This window comes from Paracoccus sp. S3-43, from assembly GCF_029027965.1.
GTDB lineage: Bacteria > Pseudomonadota > Alphaproteobacteria > Rhodobacterales > Rhodobacteraceae > Paracoccus.
The window spans coordinates 681,718-701,295 of record NZ_CP119082.1 but is presented as its reverse complement, the minus strand read 5'-3'; the positions used below and the strand labels follow the sequence as shown (position 1 = coordinate 701,295).

Genomic DNA, 19,578 nt, shown 5'->3' with positions numbered 1-19,578 from the left:
ACGCAAATATCCCACAGGGGGCCTGGGGGACGTGAAGTCCCCCAGCCTTCAACCGCCCCCACCGGGGGCGGTTTTGCATTGCAGCATCGCACCGCCCGTCCTATCGTCCCGGCCAACGGACATGAGAGGCGGCAATGACGGTTCAGACGGTTGGCATTATCGGCGCGGGGCAGATGGGAAACGGCATCGCCCATGTCTTTGCCCTGGCCGGATACGACGTGCTGATGACCGACATCAGCCAGGACGCGATGGACAAGGCCCTGGCCCTGATCGACCGCAACCTGGAACGCCAGGTCGGCCGCGGCAAGATCGCTGCCGATGACAGGAAGGCCGCGATGGGCCGCATCAGGACCACGCTCAACCTGGCCGACCTGGGCCAGACCGACCTGGTGATCGAGGCCGCGACCGAACGCGAAACCGTCAAGCAGGCGATCTTCGAGGATCTGGTTCCGCATCTGAAACCCGACACGATCCTGACCTCGAACACCTCGTCGATCTCGATCACGCGGCTGGCCTCGCGCACCGACCGGCCGGAAAAGTTCATGGGATTCCACTTCATGAATCCGGTCCCGGTGATGCAGCTGGTCGAGCTGATCCGCGGCATCGCCACCGACGAGGCCACTTACAAGACGCTCCACGAGGTCGTGGAACGCCTGGGCAAGACCGCCGCCAGCGCCGAGGATTTCCCGGCCTTCATCGTCAACCGCATCCTGATGCCGATGATCAACGAGGCGGTCTATACGCTGTATGAAGGCGTGGGGAACGTCAAATCCATCGACGAATCCATGAAACTGGGCGCCAATCACCCGATGGGACCGCTGGAACTGGCCGATTTCATCGGGCTGGACACCTGCCTTGCGATCATGAACGTCCTGCATGACGGGCTGGCGGACACCAAATACCGCCCCTGCCCCCTGCTGACCAAATATGTCGAGGCGGGCTGGCTGGGCCGCAAGACCGGGCGCGGCTTCTATGACTATCGCGGCGAGACGCCGGTTCCGACACGCTGAACGCGGGCGGATGTCGCATTCAGGCGCGACGGCCGCGGGAATCCGTCCTTGACTGTTCCGATAAGCAAGAACCACAGGAGTTGACGATGAAGGCCCTGACCATGACGGCCGCCCTGCTGGCGGCGACGGCCCTGCCCGCCCTGGCGGATGACCCGGCGACCTGCAGCACCGTGCGCTATTCCGATCCGGGCTGGACCGACATCACCGCCACCAATGGCGTGGCGGCGGTCCTGCTGGACTCGCTGGGCTATACCCCCGACATCGCCACCCTGTCGGTGCCGGTGGGCTATGAGGCGCTGAAGAACGGCCAGACGGACCTGTTCCTGGGCAACTGGATGCCCGCGCAACAGAAGTTCCGCGACGACCTGGATGCGGCGGGCACCATCCAGGTGCTGGCGCAGAACCTGGAAGGCGCCAAGTTCACGCTGGCCGTCAACAAGGCGGGCGCCGATGCGGGCGTCGCGGATTTCGCCGATCTGGACGCGCGGAGGGACGCCTTTGGCGGCAAGATCTATGGGATCGAACCGGGCGCGCCCGCGAACCAGTCGATCCAGGCGATGATCGAGGCCGACGAATTCGGCCTGGGCGACTGGGAACTGGTCGAATCCGGCGAACAGGCGATGCTGGCCCAGGTCAGCCGCAGCGGCGACACGCCGGTCGTGTTCCTGGCCTGGGCGCCCCATCCGATGAACGAGGCCATCGACATCACCTATCTGTCGGGCGGCGACAAGCAGTTCGGTCCCGATTTCGGCGGCGCGACCGTCCATACCCTGGCGCGCAAGGAATGGGTCGCGGCCTGCCCCAACGCGGCCAGGCTGTTCAGCCAACTGGTCTTCGACGTGCCGATGGAAAACGTGCTGATGGGCAAGATCCTGGACGACGGCGCCGATGCCAAGGACGCCGCGAAGGAATGGCTGGCCCAGAACCCCGAGGCCATCGACACATGGCTGGACGGCGTGACCACGCTGGACGGTCAGCCGGGCGCCGAGGCGGTCAAGGACGCCGTTGCCGGGTGACGCGTTGAAGCCGAATATCCTGATCCTGATGGCGGACCAGCTGTCGGGGGTGCTGTTCCCCGACGGCCCGGCCCCTTTCCTGCATACGCCGAACCTTCGCCGCCTGGCCGAACGCTCCACCCGCTTCGCCAACGCCTATACCGGCAGCCCGCTTTGCGCGCCCGCGCGGGCCAGCTTCATGTCGGGGCAGTTGCCGCGCCGCACGCGGGTTTATGACAACGCGGCGGAATTCGCCTCCGACATCCCCACCTATGCCCATCACCTGCGCCGGGCGGGATACCAGACCTGCCTGTCGGGCAAGATGCATTTCGTCGGCCCCGACCAGCTTCACGGCTTCGAGGAGCGGCTGACCACCGACATCTATCCCGCCGATTTCGGCTGGACGCCCGATTACCGCAAACCGGCTGAGCGGATCGACTGGTGGTATCACAACCTGGGTTCCGTCACCGGCGCGGGCGTGGCCGAGATCACCAACCAGTACGAATACGACGACGAGGTGGCCTTCAACGCCTGCCGCAAGCTCTATGACCTGTCGCGCGGGCGGGACGGCCGGCCTTGGTGCCTGACCGTCAGCTTCACCCATCCGCACGACCCCTTCGTGGCGCGGCGCCGGTATTGGGATCTCTACAAGGGCGCACCGGAGCTGGAGCCGCCCGCTGCGATCCCCTATGACGACATGGATCCCCATTCGCGGCGGCTGATGGATGCCTGCGACTGGCGGTCCTTCGACATCACCGCCGATCATGTCCGCCGCGCGCGGCAGGGCTATTTCGCCAATATCACCTATGTGGACGAAAAGATCGGCGAGATCCTGGACGTGCTGGACCGCACCCGGCAGGACGCCATCGTCCTGTTCCTGTCCGACCATGGCGAGATGCTGGGCGAACGCGGCCTGTGGTTCAAGATGAACTTCTTCGAAGGATCGGCCCGCGTGCCGCTGATGATCGCGGCGCCCGGCATGGCGCCGGGCCGCGTCGACCGGCCGGTCAGCACCATCGACGTGCTGCCGACGCTCTGCGACCTGGCGGGCCTGCCGATGGACGAGATCGCGCCCTGGACGGATGGCCGGTCGCTGGCGCGGGGGACCGGGCGCGGCCCGGTGCCGATGGAATACGCGGCCGAGGGCAGCGTGGCGCCGATGGTGGCGATCCGCGACGGGCGGTGGAAATACATCGCCTGCAATGCCGATCCGGAAATGCTGTTCGACCTGGAAACCGACCCCGGCGAACGCGACAACGTGGCGGGCGATCCCGGCCATGCGGTGCCGCTGGCGCATCTGCGCGTCCTGGCGATGGAACGCTGGGATCTGGATGCCTATGACGACGAGGTGCGCCAGTCCCAGGCCCGCCGCTGGATCGTCTATGAGGCGCTGCGCAACGGGGCCTATTACCCCTGGGATTATCAGCCGTTGCAGCAGGCGTCGGAACGATACATGCGCAACCACATGGACCTGAACGTGCTGGAGGAAAACCAGCGGTTCCCGCGCGGGGAATAGGGAAAGGGCCGGTCCTCCCGGCCCTTTTCGTTCGTGTCAGGCGTCGGCCTTGTCGCCGCGGTTCTGCATGAACTGGTCGAATTCGGCCTTGTCCTTGGCCTCGCGCAGCTTTTGCAGGAAATCCACGAATTCGCGGTGCTCGTCCTCAAGCCGCTTCAGCGTTTCCTCGCGATAGGCGTCGAAGGCGCTGTTGCCGGTGGACGGGGCGTGATAGCGGGCGCGGGTGCGGGCGCTGCAACCAAACATGCGTTTGCTCCAGATCATATAGGCCAGAAGGGCAAGGCCGAGCGGCCAGAAGAACACGAAACCAAGGATCATGGCGACAAGCCAGGCCGGCTTGCCGCGTTCGTCCAGCCAGTCGCGGGCGCGGGTCAGCGCGCCAGAGACGCGCGAGGTCGCGGGATAGGCGGGCATTCGAAAGGATGCGCTGTGCATCTGCGGGGAACCTCCCATGTTAATGTTAATCACATTTACATAGATAGGGGATAGGCGATGCGGATCAAGACGGATCCGGAAAAATTATTCGCCGATCAGGCCCAGCCCGCGCAGATAGATCAGGGCGCCGCTTTCCAGCATCTCGGACGGGCTGACGGGACTGCGCCCGCCGGGCTTGCCGCGGGAAAACAGTTCGACCACGCCATGGCTCAGCGCCCAGATATGGTTGGCGACCATGCGCGCGGGCGGGCGGCGGTCGGCGGGCAGGCGGCGGGCCATGATCTCGGCCGCGTCGATCAGCGCCCGCTGCGCCCGTTCGGACGCCGCCGACAGATCGGCATTCCCGGCGATCGACAGGCCGGATTCGAACATCGCCATGTAATGGCCCGGTTTTTCGGCGGCGAAATCCAGATAGGCCTGCCCCATCCGCATGAAGGCGGCCAAGGGCCGGGGCCGGCCGCCGTCGAACGCCCGTTCCAGCCGGTCCGCGAAATCCAGGAAACCCTGCCGCGCCACCTCCTCCAGCAGGTCCTCGCGGCCCTTGAAATGGCGATAGGGGGCGGCGGGCGATACGCCGGCGCGGCGCGCGGCCTCGGACAGGGTGAAGGCCAGGGGGCCGGTTTCCTGAATCAGCGCGGCGGTCGCATCGACAAGCGCCTGGCGCAGGTTGCCGTGGTGATAGGTCTTGCGGTCGGGCACCTACATGCCTTCGCCGAAATAATCCGACACCAGGGATTCAAGCGCATCGGCCAGGGCCGCGGCATCGGGACCGCTGGTCGTCACCGTGATCTGGCTGCCGCGCGGCGCGGTCAGCATCAGAAGGCCCATGATCGAATCGCCCGACACGGTCATACCGTCCTTTTCGACCTGCGCCTGGGCGTCGAACCGTTCGACAAGGTCCACGAACTTGGCGCTGGCGCGGGCGTGAAGGCCCTTTTCGTTGATGATCGCCAGCCGGCGCGTGACCGGGCCTGTCATCCGAAGCGCGAACCCGTGTCGAACGCCGCCTCGACCGGGACATTGTACGAGTTGATGTATTTCCGCCCCGCCTCCTTGGCGAAGGCCACGGCGTCGGGAACCGGCAGGTGGCGCGACTTGGCCAGCTTGACCAGCATCGGCAGGTTGGCGCCATAGAGGATCGTGCGGTCGCGCACGGCGCAGGCGGGCAGCGACAGGTTCGAGGGCGATCCGCCGAACAGATCCGTCACCACCACCACGCCATTGCCGTCGTCCACCGCATTGGCCGCCGCCTGAATTTCCGCCGTCTTGGCCGCGCGGTCGTGATCGTCCTCGATCGCGACGGCGGCGATGCCGCTTTGCGGACCCACCACATGTTCGACGGCCAGAAGATATTCCTTGGCCAGGCCGCCATGCGCCACGATCACGATTCCAATCAACGCGTTCCACCACGTTCAACAGCGCGCAGCCGGGCCGTTTCCTGGGGAACGCCCGCGGCATCCCCCAAGGAAGACGGCGCCGGGATGCGACGTTCAAGTTCCCTGTGCCTTATTGACACCCGCCAGCCCGCCTTCGCAAGCGCGGGGGCCACCTTTTCCACCAAAGTGACGGAACGATGTTGCCCGCCCGTGCACCCGAATCCGACCGCCAGATGGGATTTTCCTTCCTCGACATAGGCCGGAAGCAGAAACAGGATCATCTCGCACACGCGGCGAAGGAACTCCGCAAAGCGCGAATCATCCTCGACATAGGCCTGGACCTGGGGATCGCGGCCGGTCAGCGGGCGCAGCGCCGGTTCCCAATGCGGGTTGGTCAGAAAGCGGCAGTCGAACATCATGTCGATGCCGCGCGGCACCCCGCGCTTGTAGCTGAAGGAATGCAGCGACACGCTGAGCCTGCCGTCCTGGCGGATGTCGAACCACCGCGTCAGTTCCGCCTTCAGATCGTGGGGCGACAGATCCGAAGTGTCCACCAGCACATCGGCCCGCACCCGGATCGGCTGCAACAGGTCGATTTCCGCCGTCACCCCCGCTGCGGGCGCGCTGTCGGGCGACAGCGGATGGCGGCGGCGGGTCTCGTTATAGCGCCGCTCCAGCACCTCGGGGGCGCAGTCCAGGAACAGAACCTCGGGGGCATAGCGGGGGTCGCGGGTCAGCTTGTCGATCAGTTCGATCACGTTGCTGGCCGAAAAATCGCGGTTGCGCACGTCCAGGCCAAGCGCCAGCGGTTCGGGACGGCTTGGCCCGTCCAGCAGGCGCGGGATCAGCGACAGGGGCAGGTTGTCGATCGCCTCGAACCCCAGATCCTCCAGCACGTTGATGGCGGTGGACCGACCCGCGCCGGACGGACCCGTGACCAGGACCAGCCGCTGCGCCCCGTCCGGGGGGGCGGCGGGATCATGGGTCTTGATGGGGTCATCGTCCAAGGCGACCATCTTTCCTGTCCGAAGGGGATGCGGTCCGTCCGTCATGCAACGCGCCCGCCCAGCAACAGCTGCCGCAGCGCAGCATGAAGATGCGGACGATAGGGGCCTGTGACAAGAGGCAAGCCCACCCCGAGCACATCATAGCTGCGCGACTGTGGCAGCCGATCCCCAGCCGCCGCGCCCAGATCGACCACCTGCGCGACCCTGACCGGCCCGGCGGGGTCGGCGCGCAGGATGCCGATGCCCCGCGCCTCGATCCGGCCCGACAGCGCGGGCGGGCAACTGGCGATGATGTCCGGCCCCTCGCGGCGCAGGTCGGTGCGGTCGTCGGCCACCAGCATCGCCCCCACCGCCATCAGATCCAGGGCGAGGGTCGACTTGCCCGCGCCCGATGGTCCCAGGATCACCAGACCGGCGCCGTCCATGGCAATGGTGGATGCGTGAAGTTGCACTTTCGAATCACCCCTTTGGTCCGATCATCCACAAATTCCGCTAACATCGGGTTGAGAACGGCGCCTCAGGCAGCCTGTTGGCGATAACATTTCCTGTTTACGCTAACTGTTCGCGCCAACTTCTTTTTTGCCCTTCGACCCGTGTTATAGGCCCCCCATACTGCTTCACGAAAGTGTTGCAAGCCCATCTGACTGAGGAGCGTCGAGATCATGGCCACCCGCGTAAACCCGAATTGCAAGCTTGAGGACCAGGGGTTCGAGGGCCTCGGCCGGGTTTATTACAACCTGCTGGAACCCGCCCTGATGACCGAGGCCGTCGCGCGCGGCGAAGGCACGCTGGGCCTGGGCGGCACCTTCCTGGTGTCCACCGGCGCCCATACCGGCCGTTCGCCCAAGGACAAGTTCGTGGTCCGCACGCCCGAGGTCGAAGACACGATCTGGTGGGAAAACAACAAGCCGATGGCGCCCGAGGCGTTCGATCGCCTGTATGCCGACATGCTGGCGCATATGAAGGGCCGCGATTACTTCGTGCAGGATCTGTTCGGCGGCGCCGATGCCGACAACCGCCTGGACGTGCGCGTCGTGACGGAACTGGCCTGGCACGGCCTGTTCATCCGCCACCTGCTGCGCCGCCCCGCGGCCGAGGAACTGGCAACCTTCGCCCCCGACTTCACCATCATCAACTGCCCCGGCTTCAAGGCCGATCCCGAACGCCACGGCTGCCGGTCGGAAACGGTGATCGCGCTGAACTTCGCCAAGAAGCTGATCCTGATCGGCAACACCGCCTATGCCGGCGAGAACAAGAAGTCGGTCTTCACGCTGCTGAACTATCTGCTGCCCGCCAAGGGCATCATGCCGATGCACTGTTCCGCCAACCACGCCATCGGCGATCCCGATGACAGCGCGATCTTCTTCGGCCTGTCGGGCACCGGCAAGACCACCCTGTCGGCCGATCCGTCGCGGATCCTGATCGGCGACGACGAACATGGCTGGTCGGACAAGGGCATCTTCAACTTCGAAGGCGGCTGCTACGCCAAGACCATCAACCTGTCGGCCAAGGCCGAGCCGGAGATCTATGCCACCTGCTCGCGCTTCGGCACGGTGATCGAGAACATGGTCGCCGATCCCGACACGCTGGAACTGGATTTCGAGGACAACTCGATCACCGACAACATGCGCTGCGCCTATCCGCTGGAAGCGATCAGCAATGCCTCGCCCACCAGCCTGGGCGGGCATCCGAAGAACGTCATCATGCTGACCTGCGACGCCTATGGCGTGCTGCCGCCGATCGCGCGGCTGACCCCGGCGCAGGCGATGTATCACTTCCTGTCGGGCTTCACCTCCAAGACGCCGGGCACCGAGGTCGGCGTGACCGAGCCGATCCCGACCTTCTCGACCTGCTTCGGCGCGCCCTTCATGCCGCGCCGACCCGAGGTTTACGGAAAGCTGCTTCAGGAAAAGATCGCCCAGCACGGCGCAAGCTGCTGGCTGGTCAATACCGGCTGGACCGGCGGGGCGTTTGGTGTCGGCAAGCGGATGCCCATCGCCGCGACCCGCGCCCTGCTGGCGGCCGCCCTGGACGGCAGCCTGAACGATGTGGAGTTCCGCAAGGATCCGAATTTCGGCTTCGAGGTTCCGGTGTCGGTGCCGGGGGTCGAGGACAAGCTGCTGGATCCGCGCCAGACCTGGGCCGATCCCGCCGCCTATGACGCGCAGGCCGCGAAGCTGGTGCAGATGTTCAGCGACAACTTCGCGCAATATCTGGACGGCATCGATGACGAGGTTCGCGCGGCGGCCATCGGCTGAACCGGACAGCGCAGAACAAAAAAGGCCGCGCAATCTGCGCGGCCTTTCCTTTTGGCGCCGGCGATCTCAGCCGATCCGGCCGCCGCCCTGCTTGGTGATCGCCACGACCGCCGGGCGCACCGGCATCGCGTCGTCGAAATCCGGCCAGCGGGTCGACAGATCCTCGTAATAGGACGCGCGGCCATGGCCTTCCCAGTCGTCGCCGCCATCGCCCGGATGCTGGACGGCCACGAAGAAGGTGCTCATGTCGCCGATGATGCAGGGGCCGCACATCTCGGCCCCGACCGGGACGCGATAGAACAGCCGCGAGGTGCCGCGCGCCGTCCCTTCGGTATCCACCGCCCACAGCCCGTCCGTCCGGCCCGTGTCGGACATCGAGTTGCCGTCGGTCGACACCCACAGCCGCCCGTCGCTGTCCACGGCGGCGTTGTCGGGCATCCCGAACCAGCCGTTCACCGTGGTTTCGGTCGAGAAGGTCGCTCCGACGTCGGCAATCGAGGGGTCGCCGCATTTCACCAGGATTTCCCAGCTGCCTTCCGTCGCGGTGAAGTCGCTGTCCTTTTCGATGATCTCGATGATATGGCCGAAGACGTTTTCCACGCGCGGGTTGGCGGCGTCCGCTTCCTTGCGCTTGGTGTTGTTGGTCAGCATCACATAGGCGCGGCCGGTGACCGGGTTCGGCTGGATGTCCTCGGGGCGGTCCATCGGCGTCGCTTCCAGCAGGTCGGCGGCGCGGCGGGCCTCGATCAGGACATCGGCCTGGCTTTCGAAGCCGTTCTCGGCCGTCAGCGGGCCTTCGCCCTGGACCAGCGGCAGCCATTCGACCCGGCCATCGTCGTGGAACCGCGCGACATACAGGGTGCCCTCGTCCAACAGGTCCATGTTCGCGGCACGGTCGTCGGGGTTGAACTTGCCCGCCGTCACGAACTTGTAGACGTAATCGAAGCGTTCGTCGTCGCCCAGATAGAAGACCACGCGGCCGTCCTTGGCCACCACGCTTTCGGCGCCCTCGTGCTTGAAGCGGCCAAGCGCGGTGCGTTTCTTGGGCGTCGAGTTCGGATCCCGCACATCAACCTCGACGATCCAGCCGAAGCGGTTGGGTTCGTTCGGATCCTTGGACAGGTCGAAGCGGTCGTGGAAGTTGCCCCAGGCATAGGTCGATTCCGGGATGCCCAGGCGTTCGTAGTTCGCGGCTTCCCGATGGCCCTCGGGCAGGGTGCCCAGGAAATAGCCGTGGATGTTCTCCTCGGCCATGATGTAGGTGCCCCAGGGCGTCACGCCGCCCGCGCAGTTGTTGATGGTGCCGAAGACCTTGCGGCCCGAGGGATCGGCCACGGTTTGCAGGCGCGCGTGACCCGCCGCCGGGCCGGACAGCTGCATTTCCGTCTTGGCGGTGATGCGGCGGTTCAGGGCGCCGTCCAGCACCGGCTGCCATTTGCCGTCCACCTTGCGGATCTCGATGATCGTGCCGCCATGGGCCGCCATCTCGACGTTGACGCGGGTCTCGTCGGCCTCGGACACCTCGATCTCGCCATCCTTGATGGTGACGATGCCGGGGAACATCAGGTGTTCGTTGGTGTATTCGTGGTTCACGACCAGCAGGCCCCGGTCGTTCGCGCCGTCCAGCGGGATGAAGCCCACGAAGTCGTTGTTATAGCCGAACTGGCGTTCCTGCGCGGCTTCGGACTGGTTCGTCGGATCGAATTCCGGCGCGTCGGCGAACACCTTGTCGCCCCAACGCAGCAGGACGTCGGCGTCATAGCCCTCGGCGACATGGTGGTTGGCATCGACGCCCGCGGTGACCTCGGGGAAGTCGAAGGCCGAGCCTTCGACGCGGCCCTGGGCCTGGGCGTCGGTCGCGGACAGCAATGCGATGGGACTGACCGTGGCCGAGATCGCCGTCACCGCCATCGAGCCTTTCAGGAAGCCGCGGCGGGAAAAGCGGGCGGCGATGATTTCGCCCATCGTGCGGTTCTTGGTGGGGTTCAGGCCGGGGCCGTCGGCCTCTTCAAGCTTGCTGGTGCGGAAGATGTTTCGGGTTTGCTGGTCACGCATCGCGCTCTCCTGGCTGGTCTTGAGGCCCCGCAGGGCCGGTTGGGACAGCGATTAGGGTAGGCTTGCGACAGTGATGTGTCAGCAGTGTTAAGGTTTTTCGAAACGGCGGGGGGATGCGAAACGCCCGCCCGGCGGCGGGCGTTCGGCCCCTTGCATCAGACGCCCAGGCACCACCGCATCACGGCCTTCTGGGCGTGCAGGCGGTTCTCGGCCTCGTCCCAGATCACCGAATGCGGGCCGTCCATGACGGCGCTTGTCACCTCGTCCTCGCGATGGGCGGGCAGGCAGTGCATGAACAGCGATTCCGGCCGGGCCTGGGCCATCAGCGCCTCGTTCACCTGATAGCCGCGCAGCTGGTTGTGGCGGCGCTCCTTGGCCGATTGCGGGTCGTGCATCGACACCCAGGTATCGGCGATCACCAGGTCCGCGCCCTCGACGGCCTTCGCGGGGTCGCGCACGATCTCGGCCCGGACGCCCTGGGCGCGGGCGAAGTCCAGCGCCTGGGGTTCGGGATCCAGCGTGGGCGGGCCGCTGAAGGTGAAGTCATAGCCGAACTGGCCCGCGCCGTGGATCACGCTGGCGCAGACATTGTTGCCATCGCCGATCCAGACCACCTTCTTGCCCGCGATGGGACCGCGATGTTCCTCGAAGGTCATCACGTCGGCCATGATCTGGCAGGGATGGGTGCGGTTGGTCAGCCCGTTGATGACCGGGACGGTGGCGTATTCCGCCATCTCCAGCAGGGTCGCTTCCTCGAAGGTGCGGATCATGATCAGGTCGACATAGCGCGACAGCACGCGGGCGGTGTCGGCGATGGTCTCGCCATGGCCCAGCTGCATTTCCTTGCCCGACAGGACCATGGTCTGCCCGCCCATCTGGCGCACGCCCACGTCGAAGCTGACGCGGGTGCGGGTCGAGGGTTTCTCGAAGATCAGCGCGACCATCCGGCCCGCCAGCGGCTGGTGGTCGTCGGGCGCGCCCTTGGGGCGGTCGTGGCGGGCGGTCTTCATGGCAAGCGCCTGGTCGATGATCGACCGCAGTTCCGCCTTGCCGGTGGTATGGATGTCCAGAAAATGCTTCATCTTGTGGCTTTCGCGATTTGGGCAAGGAAGCCCGCTTGGCTGGCCGGGGTCAAGAGGGGGGCGCCGCCCCCAACGCGCCTGCCGCGCGTTCCCCCGAGATATTCAAGGCACAGAAGATGCAGCTATCGTCGGCGCGTCATCAGGCGGCAGGGATGGGCCCCGCCGCCGATGCCGTGTCTGGAAGCAACGTCAGCCAAGGCTGGCCGCCGCGCGGTCCAGCCGGGTCACCGCCTCGGCGATCTCGTCGTCGGTGATGTTCAGCGGCGGCAGCAGGCGCAGGGTGTTGTCGGCGGCGGGCACCGTCAGCAGGTGCTGGGCATAGCCCGCCTTGACCAGATCGGCGGGCACCACCTTGCATTTCAGGCCCAGCATCAGGCCCTGGCCGCGCACGGCTTCGAACACGGTCGGGTGGGCGGCGACCAGCCCTTCCAGCTTCTGGCGGAACAGGGCGGCCTTGCGGTTCACCTCGGCCAGGAAGGCGTCGGTGGCGACGATCTCCATCACCCGCGCGCCGACCGCGCAGGCCAGCGGGTTGCCGCCATAGGTCGATCCGTGCGTGCCCACGACCATCCCGGTGGCGGCCTTTTCGGTGGCCAGCACCGCGCCCAGGGGGAAGCCGCCGCCGATGCCCTTGGCGACCATCATGATATCCGGCGCGATGCCCGCATATTCATGCGCGAACAGCCGCCCAGTCCGGCCCATGCCGCATTGCACCTCGTCCAGGACCAGCAGCGCGCCGTGCCTGTCGCAAAGCGCGCGGATTTCGCGCAGGTCGGCATCGGGCAGCGGGCGGATGCCGCCCTCGCCCTGCACGGGCTCCAGCATCACCGCCGCCGTCCGGTCGCTGATGGCCGCTTTCAGAGCGTCCAGATCGCCCCAGGGCAATTGCCGGAAGCCCGGCATCAGCGGGCCGAAGCCCTTGACCATCTTTTCCGATCCCGCCGCCGCGATGGCGCCGGTCGAGCGGCCGTGGAACGCCCCCTCGAAGGTCAGGATCTCGATGCGGTCCTCGCCCCGGTCGGACCAGTATTTGCGGACCATCTTGATCGCCAGTTCGGCGGCCTCGGTCCCGGAATTGGTGATGAAGGCGGTGTCGGCGAAGGTGTGTTCGACCAGCAGGTCGGCCAGCCGTTCCTGCTGCGGGATCTGGTAGAGGTTCGAGACATGCCAGATCCGGCCCGCCTGTTCGGTCAGCGCGGCGACCAGATCGGGATTGGCATGGCCCAGCACGTTGACCGCGATTCCCGACCCCAAATCCAGGTATCGCGTGCCGTCCGTGGCGATGGCCCAGGCCCCCTCGCCCCGTTCAAAGGCGATGGGGGCGCGGTTATAGGTCGGCAGGACGTGCGAAATCATAGGGGACTCCCCGATTGGCAGGACGGATTGTGAAAGGCAGGCGGGATCGGACGGTGACGAAACGTCAACGTCGGGGACGGGCGGTGATGGCGGTCCGAACGATCATGGCATCGGCCATAGCGCCGATTCGCGGATCGCGCAATCACGCTTTCATCCGATAGCCGGTTTTCAGCCAGCGCCAGGCCAGCCCCAGCACGACGGCCACGGCCGCGGCGCAGATCAGCGCCCCGCGCCAGACCGGCGCGTCGCTGACCCCCGTGACGCCGTATCGCGCGCCGTCGATCAGATAGAAGACCGGGTTCCAGTGCGACAGGGTGCGGAAGGGTTCCGGCAGGGCCTGGACGGAATAGAAGGTGCCCGACAGGAAGGACAGCGGCGTGATGATGAAATTGCTGATCGCCGCCATCTGGTCGAACTTCTGAGCCAGGATCCCGGCCAGGATCCCCAGGCCGCCCAGCAGCAGCGCGGCCAGCAGCACAAAGGCCAGCGTCCACAGGGGATGGACGATTCCCCGGCCCGTGACGATCACCATGCCGGTGCCGATGACCAGGGCCACCAGCCCCGCGCGGGCGACCGATCCGGCCAGATAGCCCGCCAGCAGCTCGCCCGCCGACAGGGGCGGCATCAGCGTGTCGACGATGTTGCCCTGCACCTTGGCCGAGGTGATCGAGCTGGAGGTGTTGGCGAAGGCGTTCTGGATCACCGTCATCATCAGGATCCCCGGCCCCAGAAAGACAAGATAGGGCAGCCCCATCACCTGCCCGCGCCCCTGCCCCATCGCCAGCGCGAAGATCAGCACGAACAGCGCCGCCGTCATCAGCGGCGCGAAGATCGTCTGCTGCCAGACGGCCATGAAGCGCATCACCTCTCGGGTGGCCAGGGTTTGCAGGCCCAGCCAGTTCACGCGGCCGAAACGGCGCACGCCCAGGGCCGGAAGGTCGGGGGCGGGTCGGTCGGTGGGAATCATGGGCGGCATCCGGCGGTCCTTGAATTTCTGGCGCTAGGCGGCTAAATCTCGGCATCCCGTTTCTGACGGGGGCAATCGCAGGTTTCAAGATGGGGCGGCGCAGGGGCGCGCCCGGAAAGGCAGTCATGTCCTGGACGGATGAACGCGTCGAGACGCTGAAGCGGATGTGGTCCGAAGGCCAGTCGGCAAGCGCCATCGCCAAGGAACTGGGCGGCGTGACCCGCAACGCGGTGATCGGCAAGGTCCACCGCCTGGGCCTGTCGAACCGCAGCGAGGAAGCCGAACCGGCGCCCGCGCCCGCCGCCCCCGAACCCGTGACTGAGAAGAAGGCGGACCGCAAGCCCGCCCCCACCGCCGCCCAGGCCCCCCGCCCCGAGCCGCAGCCCGAGCCTGCCGCCCCCGTGCGCGAGGAGCCTGCCGAGGAAGAACCCGTGTCCCAGCCCGTCTTCACCCCCGTCCCGCGCCGCCCCATCGTGCCTGCGGGCCAGCCGCTGCCGCCGCAGCCCTCGGCCAACGAGATCAGCCCGGAAGCCCTGGCCTCGGTCCGCGAGGTGGAAAAGCGCGCCCGCAAGCTGACCCTGATGGAGCTGACCGAGCGCACCTGCAAATGGCCGATCGGCGATCCGGCGACCGACAAGTTCTGGTTCTGCGGCTTGCCCAGCCAGCCGGGTAAACCCTATTGCGAGGCCCATGTCAGCGTGGCGTTCCAGCCGATGAGCTCGCGCCGCGACCGGCGGCGTTGAGGCAGCGGGGATCCGGCCATGATGCGTCTGTCCTGCCTTGCCCTGTTCCTGGCCGCCGCCCTGGCCGGTCCCGTCCGGGCGCAGACCACCCTGTCGTTGCCGCTGGAGGGCGCGACGCTGGAAAACCTGACCTATTTCTGCGATGGCGGCGCCTTGGTCGAGGTGCGCTATCTGAATGCCGGGCCGAACAGTCTTGCCTTGCTGCCCCTGAACGGCGAACAGCGGATCTTCGTCGGCGTCATCGCGGCCTCGGGCGTCCGCTATGTGTCGGGCGAATACGAATGGTGGACCAAGGGCCGCAACGCGACCCTGACCAACGCCATGGATGACGCCAAGACCCGGACCTGCGTGGAGACCGACTAGATCGCGGGCACCCGGCCGTCGAGCCAGGCGCGCAGGATCGCCTGGGCGATGGCGCCCTTGCGCGCGGGCCGGATGCGGTCGTGACGCCCCTCCAGGGCTTCGGCGACCTCGGCCCTGCTGGCCCACAGGGCGTCTTCCAGTTCGGCAGGATCCAGGACGATGGCGCGGGATTCCGCCCGCGCCACGCAGCCGAGCATCAGCGACGCCGGAAACGGCCAGGGCTGCGAGGTCAGATAGCGCACCGGTCCCACCCGGATCGCCGTTTCCTCGTGAACCTCGCGGCGCACGGCCTCCTCGACCGTTTCGCCCGGTTCGACGAAACCGGCCAGCAGGGAATACATCCGGTCGTCCCAGCCCGCCTGGCGGCCCAGCAGCACCCGGTCGTCGCTGTCCAGCACCAGCATGATGACCACCGGATCGGTGCGCGGGAAATGCGGCCGCCGGCAGGCCGGGCAGTCGAACCGCCAGCCGGCATGGGCGACGCTGTTGCGTGCGCCGCAATTCGAACAGAACCCGTGGCTGCGGCGCCATTCGAAGATCCCCTTGGCAGGGGCGGCCATGGCGGCGTCCCGATGATCCAGATCGCCCAGGACGGCGCGCAGATCGGCGAAGCCTTGCGTCGGGGCCAGGTCCAGGATCGCGGCGGGATCGCCCTCGGGCGGGGCCGGCCCCGACAGATCGACGGCGAAATGCGCGGTGCCGCCATCGTCCAGCCCCAGAAACAGCGTCCCGTCCGCCTGTCCGGCCACCATCCGGTCGGTCGCGGCCAGCCAGACCAGCCGGGGACCGCCGCCGCCGGTATCGAACAGAGGCTTTCCCTGCCAGAACGGCAGCACGCGGCTGGCGGGATCGGCCAGGAACCGCGCCATGGCCCCGGCATCGCCGCGCAACCGGTCGGCCCGGTCCAGGTAGCTGCCGCCAAAGGTGATCTCGGATTCGTCGATCATGGCCGCGACGCTGCACCGTCCGGCGGGCGCCGGCAAGTCCCGGCACTTTCCATCGGCCGCCATCGCGGCTACAAACCGCGCGACCCAAAGGACGCGACCCATGGCCCGCCATCTCATCACCTCTGCCCTGCCCTATATCAACGGCATCAAGCATCTGGGGAACCTCGTCGGATCCCAGCTTCCCGCCGATCTTTACGCGCGATACCTGCGCGCACGGGGGCACGAGGTCATGTTCATCTGCGCCACCGACGAACACGGCACCCCGGCCGAGCTTGCCGCCGCCAAGACCGGCGAGGTGGTCGCGGATTACTGCGCGCGGATGCACGCCGAACAATCGGCGCTGGCGGCGGGGTTTGGCCTGTCCTTCGACCATTACGGCCGCTCCTCCAGCGACCGCAACCGGGTGCTGACCCAGCATTTCGCGGGGCGTCTGGCCGATAACGGCTATATCGCCGAGGTGAGCGAGAAGCAGATCTATTCCGTCGATGACGGCCGCTTCCTGCCCGACCGCTATATCGAGGGCACCTGCCCCAATTGCGGCTATGACAAGGCGCGCGGCGACCAGTGCGAGAACTGCACCAAGCAGCTTGATCCGACCGACCTGATCAACCCGCACAGCGCGATTTCCGGCAGCACCAACCTGGAGGTGCGCGAGACCAAGCACCTGTATCTGCGCCAGTCGGCACTGAAGGGCCAGATCAGCGACTGGATCGACAGCAAGACCGACTGGCCGATCCTGACCACATCCATCGCGCGCAAATGGCTGGACGACGGCGAGGGCTTGCAGGACCGGGGCATCACCCGCGACCTGCATTGGGGCGTGCCGGTGAAGCGCGGCGACCAGCCCTGGCCGGGGATGGAGGGCAAGGTCTTCTATGTCTGGTTCGACGCGCCCATCGAATATATCGCCGCGACCGCGGAATGGGCGGATGCCAACGGCCAGCCCGACTGCGCCTGGCGCCGCTGGTGGCGCCGCGACGAAGGGGCCGAGGACGTGACCTATACCCAGTTCATGGGCAAGGACAACGTCCCCTTCCACACCCTGTCCTTCCCCGCCACGCTGATCGGCTCGGGCGAGCCGTGGCGGATGGTCGATTACATCAAGTCCTTCAACTATCTGACCTATGATGGCGGGCAGTTCAGCACCTCGCAGGGGCGGGGCGTGTTCATGGACCAGGCGCTGGAAATCCTGCCCGCCGATTACTGGCGGTGGTGGCTTCTGTCCCACGCCCCGGAATCCGGCGACAGCGAATTCACCTGGGACAATTTCCAGCAATCGGTGAACAAGGATCTGGCCGATGTGCTGGGCAATTTCGTCAGCCGGATCACCAAATTCTGCCGCTCGAAATTCGGCGAGACCGTTCCCCAGGGCGGCGAATACGGCCCCGAGGAAACCGCGCTGATCCTTGCCCTGACCGCGCGGATCCGCGCCTATGAAGGTCTGATGGCCGCGACCGAGGTCCGCAAGTCCGCCGCTGAACTGCGCGCCATCTGGGTGCTGGGCAACGAATACCTGCAATCGGCCGCGCCTTGGTCCACGCACAAGACCGACCCGGAAAAGGCCGCGATGCAGGTGCGCCTGGGCCTGAACCTGATCCGCCTTTACGCGGTGCTGTCGGCGCCCTTCATCCCCTTTGCCGCCGAGGCGATGCTGGCCGCGATGCAGACCGACGACCGCAGCTGGCCCGACGACGTGGCGGCCGCGCTGACCGCCCTGCCGCCGGGCCATGGCTTTGCCGTCCCGGACGTGCTGTTCGCCAAGATCACCGACGAACAGCGCGCCGAATGGGAAGAGCGCTTCAAGGGTGTGCGCCAGTAACACCGCGCGGGCGGTGGACATTCCGGCCCTGCCTGCCTTTAGTTGCGCCGAACGCCCTCAACCGAAAGGCTGGACATGACCCATTGCATTCTGCTGGGCGCCCCCATCGACGAAGGCCAGCGCCGGCCCGGCTGCCTGATGGGGCCTGCCGCCTATCGCGTCGCCGGACTGGCGCAGACCCTGGCCGCGCTGAACCACCAGGTCGAGGATCGCGGCGACGTGGTTCCCGCCCCGCCGCCTGCCGTCGCCTGCGCCAATCCCGCCGTCCACCACCTGCCGCAGATGATCGCCTGGACCGAGGCGCTGCGCGACGCCACCGTTCTGGCCTTGCAGGACGGGCTGCCCATCGTCATGGGCGGCGATCACGCCCTGGCGCTTGGCACCGTGGCGGGGGCGGCGATCCATGCCCGGCGGCAGGACCGCCCGCTGTTCGTGATCTGGCTGGACGCCCACAGCGACATCCATACTGTCGAGACCACCACCTCGGGCAACCTGCACGGCACGCCCATCGCCTATGCGCTGGGACTGCCGGGGTTCGGTCCCTTTCCGCCCTTTCCCCATCCGGTGCCGGGCCAGAACATCTGCATGTTCGGCATCCGCAGCGTCGATCCGGCGGAACATGCCGCGATGCTGGCTGTCGACATCACCGTGAACGACATGCGGGTGCTGGACGAACAAGGGATCGTCGCGCCGTTGCGCGCCTTCCTGGACCGGGTCCGGGCGGCGAACGGAATGCTGCATGTCTCGCTGGACGTGGATTTCCTGGACCCCTCCATCGCCCCCGCCGTGGGCACCACCGTCCCCGGCGGCGCGACGTTCCGAGAGGCGCATCTGGTCATGGAACTGCTGCACGAATCCGGCCTGGTGACCTCGCTGGACCTGGTCGAGCTGAACCCGTTCCTGGACGACCGTGGCCGCACGGCAAAGCTGATGGTCGATCTGGTCGGCAGCCTGATGGGCCGCAAGGTGTTCGACCGCCCCACTCGCAGCTTCTAGGGCCGCAGCTTCCAGGGCCGCAGCTTCTGAACCGCTTGCCAATCCGCCCCGCGCCCGCTAGCAAAACGACGGCGCGGGCGTGGCGGAATGGCAGACGCATGGGACTTAATAAGTATTTTTTTTACCAATCCGCAAAAAAGTTTGCGGCGAAGAAAAGATAGGTTATGCAACGTCTTAGGCGGCGGTGTCATTCAAAGGTGAAAACGAGCGATTCGGTGCTAGGTGCAAAGAGCTAGGGTTAGAATCGGCGACAAAAGGCGGACGTGGCGAAATCGGTAGACGCAGCAGACTTTAGAATTGGAGTGCCCGCAGGGAAATCTGCGGAGTAGAACCGCTCAAAGTCGGGGAACGCTAACGGGCACATGCTCCAGGCCAATCCCGAGCCAAGCCCTCTTCAGAGGGAAGGTGTAGAGACTGGACGGGCGGCGCCTAAAGCCTTTGGCCATGGCGAAGGGACAGTCCAGACCACGAACGCCGAACGGCGGCGGCGAAAGCCGAAGTGGTACGAAAATCTGCTTCTCAGTGAGAGTACGGGTTCGAGTCCCGTCGTCCGCACCAATCTTTTATGACGTGCCGCTACTGGCGACTGTACTTTAAATCGCATCCGGCCGGTATTTATCCGGACGAAAACCACAGCCATGCCGCAGCATTGC

General features: G+C 66.4%; 19 protein-coding genes. 8 read left to right on the top strand and 11 right to left on the bottom strand.

Features of this window, described 5'->3' with window-relative positions:
- Positions 1–134: 134 nt before the first annotated feature.
- The 3 genes from PXD02_RS03535 to betC all read left to right on the top strand — a co-directional run bounded on the left by PXD02_RS03535 (position 135) and on the right by betC (position 3,521).
- Positions 135–1,010: a 3-hydroxybutyryl-CoA dehydrogenase gene (locus PXD02_RS03535; RefSeq protein ID WP_275105576.1), complete on the top strand. Its 876-nt coding sequence runs from the start codon at positions 135–137 to the stop codon at positions 1,008–1,010.
- Positions 1,011–1,096: 86 nt separating this feature from the next.
- Positions 1,097–2,026, top strand: coding sequence for a choline ABC transporter substrate-binding protein (gene choX, locus PXD02_RS03530; protein ID WP_275105575.1), 930 nt, complete (start codon positions 1,097–1,099; stop codon positions 2,024–2,026).
- A 4-nt stretch (positions 2,027–2,030) separates the two neighbouring features.
- A complete protein-coding gene (gene betC, locus PXD02_RS03525; RefSeq protein ID WP_275105574.1) occupies positions 2,031–3,521 on the top strand; it encodes a choline-sulfatase in 1,491 nt (496 codons plus the stop codon).
- A gap of 36 nt (positions 3,522–3,557) precedes the next feature.
- On the opposite strand, the gene PXD02_RS03520 is transcribed toward betC, so the two are convergent.
- The 6 genes from PXD02_RS03520 to PXD02_RS03495 form a co-directional block, all read right to left on the bottom strand.
- Complete coding sequence (locus PXD02_RS03520; RefSeq protein ID WP_473092049.1) at positions 3,558–3,956, bottom strand: DUF2852 domain-containing protein; 399 nt, start codon at positions 3,954–3,956, stop codon at positions 3,558–3,560.
- 84 nt (positions 3,957–4,040) lie between these two features.
- Complete coding sequence (locus PXD02_RS03515) at positions 4,041–4,655, bottom strand: TetR/AcrR family transcriptional regulator (protein WP_275105573.1); 615 nt, start codon at positions 4,653–4,655, stop codon at positions 4,041–4,043.
- Positions 4,656–4,934 carry an HPr family phosphocarrier protein gene (locus PXD02_RS03510; RefSeq protein WP_275105572.1) on the bottom strand — a complete coding sequence of 93 codons (279 nt, stop codon included), beginning with the start codon at positions 4,932–4,934 and terminating at the stop codon, positions 4,656–4,658. It abuts the gene before it with no gap.
- Positions 4,931–5,353, bottom strand: a complete 423-nt coding sequence (locus PXD02_RS03505) for a PTS sugar transporter subunit IIA (protein ID WP_275105571.1) — start codon at positions 5,351–5,353, stop codon at positions 4,931–4,933. The genes PXD02_RS03510 and PXD02_RS03505 overlap by 4 nt, the downstream gene beginning before the upstream one ends.
- Positions 5,350–6,339: an RNase adapter RapZ gene (rapZ, locus tag PXD02_RS03500; protein ID WP_275105570.1), complete on the bottom strand. Its 990-nt coding sequence runs from the start codon at positions 6,337–6,339 to the stop codon at positions 5,350–5,352. Before rapZ ends, PXD02_RS03505 begins: the two co-directional genes overlap by 4 nt.
- Before the next feature lie 41 nt (positions 6,340–6,380).
- Positions 6,381–6,791, bottom strand: coding sequence for an HPr kinase/phosphorylase (locus PXD02_RS03495; protein ID WP_275105569.1), 411 nt, complete (start codon positions 6,789–6,791; stop codon positions 6,381–6,383).
- Between the two features lie 210 nt (positions 6,792–7,001).
- Between PXD02_RS03495 and PXD02_RS03490 the strand changes: the two genes are divergently transcribed.
- Positions 7,002–8,597 carry a phosphoenolpyruvate carboxykinase gene (locus PXD02_RS03490; RefSeq protein ID WP_473092048.1) on the top strand — a complete coding sequence of 532 codons (1,596 nt, stop codon included), beginning with the start codon at positions 7,002–7,004 and terminating at the stop codon, positions 8,595–8,597.
- A 66-nt stretch (positions 8,598–8,663) separates the two neighbouring features.
- Here PXD02_RS03490 and PXD02_RS03485 read toward each other — a convergent pair whose 3' ends face one another.
- From PXD02_RS03485 to PXD02_RS03470, 4 genes are all read right to left on the bottom strand, one after another.
- On the bottom strand, positions 8,664–10,652 hold the full coding sequence (locus PXD02_RS03485) for a PhoX family protein (RefSeq protein ID WP_275105568.1): 1,989 nt from the start codon (positions 10,650–10,652) through the stop codon (positions 8,664–8,666).
- Positions 10,653–10,807: 155 nt separating this feature from the next.
- Positions 10,808–11,734 carry an ornithine carbamoyltransferase gene (gene argF / locus PXD02_RS03480; RefSeq protein ID WP_275105567.1) on the bottom strand — a complete coding sequence of 309 codons (927 nt, stop codon included), beginning with the start codon at positions 11,732–11,734 and terminating at the stop codon, positions 10,808–10,810.
- Between the two features lie 189 nt (positions 11,735–11,923).
- Positions 11,924–13,090, bottom strand: coding sequence for an aspartate aminotransferase family protein (locus tag PXD02_RS03475; RefSeq protein ID WP_275105566.1), 1,167 nt, complete (start codon positions 13,088–13,090; stop codon positions 11,924–11,926).
- Between the two features lie 142 nt (positions 13,091–13,232).
- On the bottom strand, positions 13,233–14,057 hold the full coding sequence (locus tag PXD02_RS03470; RefSeq protein ID WP_275106346.1) for an ABC transporter permease: 825 nt from the start codon (positions 14,055–14,057) through the stop codon (positions 13,233–13,235).
- 125 nt (positions 14,058–14,182) lie between these two features.
- On the opposite strand from PXD02_RS03470, the gene PXD02_RS03465 reads away from it, so the two are divergent.
- Positions 14,183–14,800, top strand: a complete 618-nt coding sequence (locus PXD02_RS03465; RefSeq protein WP_275105565.1) for a GcrA family cell cycle regulator — start codon at positions 14,183–14,185, stop codon at positions 14,798–14,800.
- A gap of 18 nt (positions 14,801–14,818) precedes the next feature.
- Positions 14,819–15,163: an MliC family protein gene (locus tag PXD02_RS03460; RefSeq protein ID WP_275105564.1), complete on the top strand. Its 345-nt coding sequence runs from the start codon at positions 14,819–14,821 to the stop codon at positions 15,161–15,163.
- On the opposite strand, the gene nudC is transcribed toward PXD02_RS03460, so the two are convergent.
- On the bottom strand, positions 15,160–16,110 hold the full coding sequence (gene nudC, locus PXD02_RS03455; RefSeq protein WP_275105563.1) for an NAD(+) diphosphatase: 951 nt from the start codon (positions 16,108–16,110) through the stop codon (positions 15,160–15,162). The genes PXD02_RS03460 and nudC overlap by 4 nt on opposite strands.
- Positions 16,111–16,210: 100 nt before the next feature.
- On the opposite strand from nudC, the gene metG reads away from it, so the two are divergent.
- The gene (metG, locus tag PXD02_RS03450; protein ID WP_275105562.1) at positions 16,211–17,929 is read left to right on the top strand and encodes a methionine--tRNA ligase; all 1,719 of its coding nucleotides are present in this window, start codon (positions 16,211–16,213) and stop codon (positions 17,927–17,929) included.
- Between the two features lie 75 nt (positions 17,930–18,004).
- Positions 18,005–18,925: an arginase gene (gene rocF / locus PXD02_RS03445; protein WP_275105561.1), complete on the top strand. Its 921-nt coding sequence runs from the start codon at positions 18,005–18,007 to the stop codon at positions 18,923–18,925.
- Positions 18,926–19,578 lie beyond the last annotated feature (653 nt).